This window comes from Sulfitobacter sp. UBA4523, assembly GCF_002388305.1.
Classification (GTDB): Bacteria; Pseudomonadota; Alphaproteobacteria; order Rhodobacterales; family Rhodobacteraceae; genus Sulfitobacter; species Sulfitobacter pontiacus.
The window spans coordinates 36507-41344 of the sequence record NZ_DGMH01000016.1 but is presented as its reverse complement, the minus strand read 5'-3'; the positions used below and the strand labels follow the sequence as shown (position 1 = coordinate 41344).

The window sequence follows — 4838 nt, the reverse complement described above, 5'->3', positions numbered from 1 at the left end:
GCCTCTTCGAAGGTGCGGATCATGATCAGATCGACATAGCGGCTGAGCACCCGTGCCGTGTCGGCGATGGTCTCGCCGTGGCCGAGCTGCATATCTGCGCCAGACAGCACCATCGTCTGCCCGCCCATCTGACGCACGCCCACGTCAAAGCTGACGCGCGTCCGGGTCGAGGGCTTTTCAAAGATCAGCGCGACCATGTGATCCTTGAGCGGCTGTTCATCATCCGGCGCACCACGGGGGCGGCCCAGACGGGACGATTTCATCGTGGCGGCATTGTCGATGATGCTGCGCAGGTCAGCCGGATCGGTTTGGTGAATGTCGAGAAAATGTTTCATGGGGTATTCTTTTAATTTTAGGGAGTTGGGGGGCCAGCCCCCCGGCCCCCCGGAGTTTATAGGGCAAAATGAAGGTCAGCTGGCAGCAAGGCTGCTGGCCGCTTGATCAAGGCGAGAGACGGCCTCGGCGATGTCTTCATCGGTGATATTGAGAGGGGGCAGCAGGCGGATTACGTTATCCGCCGCCGGTACTGTGATGACCTCGTGACGGTACCCTGCGGCGACGACATCGCTGTTAGTGGCTTTGCATTTCAGCCCCAGCATCAGCCCGCTGCCGCGTACGCTTTCGAACACGTCAGGGTGGCTGGCGACCAACCCTTCGAGCTTTTGGCGCATCAGGCCGGCCTTGCGGTTCACATCCTCAAGAAAGGCGTCTGTGCCAATGATATTGACCACAGCATTGCCCACGGCACAGCCCAGCGGGTTGCCGCCATAGGTCGACCCGTGGGTGCCCGCCGTCATGCCAGAGGCAGCGTTTTCTGTAGCCAGCACGGCGCCCAAGGGAAAACCGCCGCCGATGCCTTTGGCGACCATCATGATGTCGGGGGTGACGCCGGCCCATTCATGGGCGAACATCTTGCCGGTGCGACCCACGCCGCATTGCACCTCGTCAAAGATCAGCAGCAGCCCGTGTGTTTCGCACAGCGCGCGCATCTGTTTGAGGTCCGCATCCGGCACGGGACGGATGCCGCCTTCGCCCTGCACCGGTTCGATCATGATGGCGGCTGTGGTATCGGTGATCGCCGCGCCAAGCGCCTCCATATCGCCAAATTCGATATGTTTGAAACCGGGGAGCAGCGGGCCGAAGCCTTTGGTCATTTTCTCGGATCCTGCCGCCGCGATCCCGGCAGATGACCGCCCGTGGAACGAGCCCGAGAAGGTGATGATCTCGGTCCGGTCGGGCTGGCCCTTGTCGTAGAAATACTTGCGCGCCATCTTGACCGCCAGTTCGCATGCCTCGGTGCCGGAGTTGGTGAAAAACACCGTATCGGCAAAGCTCAGCGCGACCAGCCGGTCGGCCAGTTCCTGTTGCTGGGGGATCTCGTAGAGGTTCGAGGTATGCCAAAGCTGCCCTGCCTGTTCGGTCAGCGCCGCCACCAGCGCGGGGTGCGCATGGCCAAGCGCGTTCACCGCAATGCCTGCGCCCAGATCCAGAAATCGGCGGCCGTCTTGTTCAATCAACCAGGACCCTTCGCCTTTGACAAAGCTCAGGGGGGCGCGTGAATAGGTCGGCAGAACAGATGGGATCATCAGGATCATCCTTATGGGTTGGCCGCATCAAAGGCACAAAAGGCCATGTGTGACGGAGAGGGTCAATAAGATTTGAAGGGGTGCGACGCAATTTATGTCGCAAAAGATCAATGCCGTGCCCCCCGTGTCAGGGGCCGGTGTCGCCAATTAGCCTTGGCGTCGTCGCAAAGAGGATGTCGAACGGTTGATCATGCCGTTTGCATAAGCAGCTTTTCGCGGCTTGCAAAGCAAAAACTGGCGCGCGATTGCCGCAATCTGTCGCACGAACGGTGCCGTCGCTGCTTTGCTGTGGTTTTAAGGGAGCGTTTGCCCCCGCTGCCGCGCCAATCGCCCGTTCGCGCCTTGCACCCAAGCTGTCAGTGATTAGTATAGGGGCTTGAGATTTTTCCACGGCGGTCCTGAGAAGGGCCGCTTGTTAGCTAAGGACGCCAAATGTCTTGGACCGATGACCGCGTAGAGATCCTGAAGAAAATGTGGGGCGAGGGCCAATCCGCAAGCCAGATTGCAAAGGAGTTGGGCGGTGTGACCCGCAATGCCGTGATCGGCAAGGTGCATCGTCTGGGGCTGTCCAACCGGACCGCAACCGCAGCGCCCGCCGCCGCCCCTGCTGCGGCTGCCAAACCGGAAGCCAAGGCCAAGCCCGCCGCGAAACCCGCCGCAGCCGCCAAACCCAAGGCTGAACCCGCCCCCGAAGCCGCAGAGCCGGAACCGGCGGAGGCCGCACCAGCGCCCCGCCCCAACCTGCCCGCGCGCGCCAAGATCATTCCCGCCNNGGCAAGGTGCACCGGCTGGGGTTGTCCAATCGCAACGGCTCGGCCCCCGGGGCGAACGCCGCGCCTGCCGCGACGCCAGAGGCCGAGGCACCGAAAACGGCGGCCAAGCCCACGCCGAAGCCGACCACCAAGCCTGCCGCCCCCGCCGAGAGCACCGAAGAGAACGCCGTGCCGGTCACCACGAGCGTCCGGGTCAAGGCGATCATCCCGGCAGGCCAGCCGCTGCCGCCGCAGCCCTCCGCGAACGAGATCAGCCCGGAAGCGCTTGCCAAGGTGAGCGAGGTCGAGAAAAAGTCGAAGAAGATCGGCCTGATGGACCTGACAGAGCGGACCTGCAAATGGCCCGTCGGTGACCCTGCAACGGATGATTTCTGGTTCTGCGGTCTGCCCGTACAGCAGGGCAAGCCCTATTGTGAGGCACACGTCGGCGTCGCCTTCCAACCGATGAGCGCGCGGCGCGACCGCCGCCGCTAAGCTGCCAGTCAGCCACTGCGGACATCAGAGTAACGAAAGGCCAGACAGCGATGTCTGGCCTTTTTCGCATCAACGCGTCGGCGCAGTGGGAGGATCATCCCTGCCCGGCTCTGCCGGATTATCACAGAACAACGCGATCTTGTTGCCTTGGGGGTCGCGCAGGTAGCTGACGTAGAAGCGCGGACCATAGGTGGCGCGAAACCCCGGCTGGCCCTCATCGCTGCCGCCCGCGGCCAGCGCTGCGGCGTGTAGCACGCGCACCTGTGCCTGAGTGGGTGCCTCGAACGCGATCATCGACCCGTTGCCAGCAGAAGCCGGCGCACCATCAAAGGTCGGTTTGACGTAGAAATCTGGCATGGCCGCGGGCTGCCCCGAAGCCTGTGGCAACACAAAGCTCAGGCCCTCGGGACCTTCGGTCAAGGCATAGCCCAAGGATGGCAGGAAAGCGGTATAGAAGCGTTTGGCACGTGCAAGGTCGTCGGCCCCGACAGTGACATAGGCGATCATAGCCCCCCCTACCCCGCTGCGGTCTTGCCCCGACGGTCCCCGCGCAGCTGCGCATAAAGCACATGGGTCCGCCAGCGCCCGTCGATTTGCAGATAGCTTTGCGCGACGCCTTCGTATTTGAAGCCGGTTTTTTCAAGCAACCCGCGAGAGGCGATGTTCTCGGGCAGGCAGGCGGCCTCGACGCGGCTGATGTCCAGACGGGTGAAGGCGTGGTGCACCGTCGCCTCGATCGCTTCGCGCATATAGCCACGGCGGGCGAATTGTTCACCGGTCCAATACCCCAAGGTGCCCGCCTGTGCCGGGCCGCGACGGATGTTATCCAGCGTGATCGCCCCGATCAGCATGTTATCCTTGCGGCGGATCAGGAACAGCGGCAGCGCCGTCCCCGCAGAGACCGACCGGTTGGCCCAGTAGACCCGATTGGTAAAGGCTTTGCGCGACAGGTGGTCCGGTGCCCAGGACGGCTCCCACGGGGTGAGGTAGGTGATGCTGTCCGACCGCAGGGTGGCCCAGGGGCGGAAGTCAGCATGCACCGGTGGCCGCAACGTCAGCCTTTCGGTTTCAATGGCAAGCTTTCGTTTCAGCAGTTGCATCAGGCAGCGCGACGCTCCTGCAGTTCTTCCAATGTGGGGGCGCCCTCTACGGGACCATAAAGCGCTAATGCCGCAGGGGCGCTGGCGGCGATATTCTGGGCAAAGTCGCGCACGTCGCCTGTGGTGACCGCGTCAATCTGTGCGATGGTCTCTTCCAGCGGGGGGACGCGGTCCCAGATCTGGATCAGACGCGCCAGACGTTCCGCGCGGTTCGACGGGCTTTCCAGCCCCATCAGCAGGCCAGCTTTCATCTGTGCCCGTGCCCTTGCAACCTCGGCCGGGGACATGTCGGAGGCGGCGCGCTTCATCTCGTCAATGGTGATGCCCGCCAGTTCGGGCAGTTGTTCGCCGCTCGTGCCTGCATAGATCGTCATCATGCCCGTATCGGCATAGGCCCCTGCCTGCGCGAAGATCGTATAGCACAGGCCGCGGTTCTCGCGGACCTCCTGGAACAGGCGGCTCGACATGCCGCCCCCCAGGGCAGAGGCATAGATCTGCGCGACATAGATATCATCAGCGCGGTAGCCGGGCGCTTCGAACCCGAGCGCGAAATGCGCTTGCTCAAGCGGTTTCAACTGGCGCACTTCACCGCCGCTGAATTTGGCAGCATCCACGTCGAAGAGAGGCTTGGGGGGCATGTCGCCGAACAGCTGTTCAGCAAGGCGTACGATCTCGTCATGGTCCACCGCCCCTGCGGCGGCGAGGATCATCTGGTCGGGGCCGTAATGCTGGCTGATAAAGCCCGACAGGTCGTCGCGGCTGAAATTCGACACGCGTTCGGACGGGCCCAGAATGGTGCGCCCGATGGGTTGGTTGGGGTATGCCTTTTCCTGCAACCAGTCAAAGATCACATCATCCGGCGTATCCAGCGCCTGACCGATCTCTTGCAGGATCACGCCGCGCTC

4 protein-coding genes and 3 pseudogenes are annotated in these 4838 nt (G+C 62.9%); 2 read left to right on the top strand and 5 right to left on the bottom strand.

Annotated elements, in window-relative coordinates:
* Positions 1-335: pseudogene (locus B3849_RS03150) on the bottom strand (ornithine carbamoyltransferase); the annotation flags it as partial.
* Positions 336-410: 75 nt separating this feature from the next.
* On the bottom strand, positions 411-1586 hold the full coding sequence (locus B3849_RS03145) for an aspartate aminotransferase family protein (RefSeq protein ID WP_278425795.1): 1176 nt from the start codon (positions 1584-1586) through the stop codon (positions 411-413).
* Between the two features lie 432 nt (positions 1587-2018).
* On the opposite strand from B3849_RS03145, the pseudogene B3849_RS03140 reads away from it, so the two are divergent.
* A pseudogene (locus tag B3849_RS03140) lies at positions 2019-2345 on the top strand (GcrA family cell cycle regulator); the annotation flags it as partial.
* 14 nt (positions 2346-2359) lie between these two features.
* Positions 2360-2833 (top strand): annotated as a pseudogene (locus B3849_RS03135) (GcrA family cell cycle regulator); the annotation flags it as partial.
* A 69-nt stretch (positions 2834-2902) separates the two neighbouring features.
* Here the strand turns inward: B3849_RS03135 and B3849_RS03130 are convergent.
* The 3 genes from B3849_RS03130 to B3849_RS03120 all read right to left on the bottom strand — a co-directional run.
* Entirely contained in the window at positions 2903-3340 is a 438-nt protein-coding gene (locus B3849_RS03130; RefSeq protein ID WP_278425796.1) for a VOC family protein, read from the bottom strand.
* A gap of 8 nt (positions 3341-3348) precedes the next feature.
* A complete protein-coding gene (locus B3849_RS03125; RefSeq protein WP_005851700.1) occupies positions 3349-3933 on the bottom strand; it encodes a GNAT family N-acetyltransferase in 585 nt (194 codons plus the stop codon).
* Positions 3933-4838, bottom strand: a 906-nt coding sequence (locus tag B3849_RS03120) for a M16 family metallopeptidase (RefSeq protein ID WP_286779807.1), incomplete at its 5' end; no start/stop codon positions are given. The genes B3849_RS03125 and B3849_RS03120, both read right to left, overlap by 1 nt.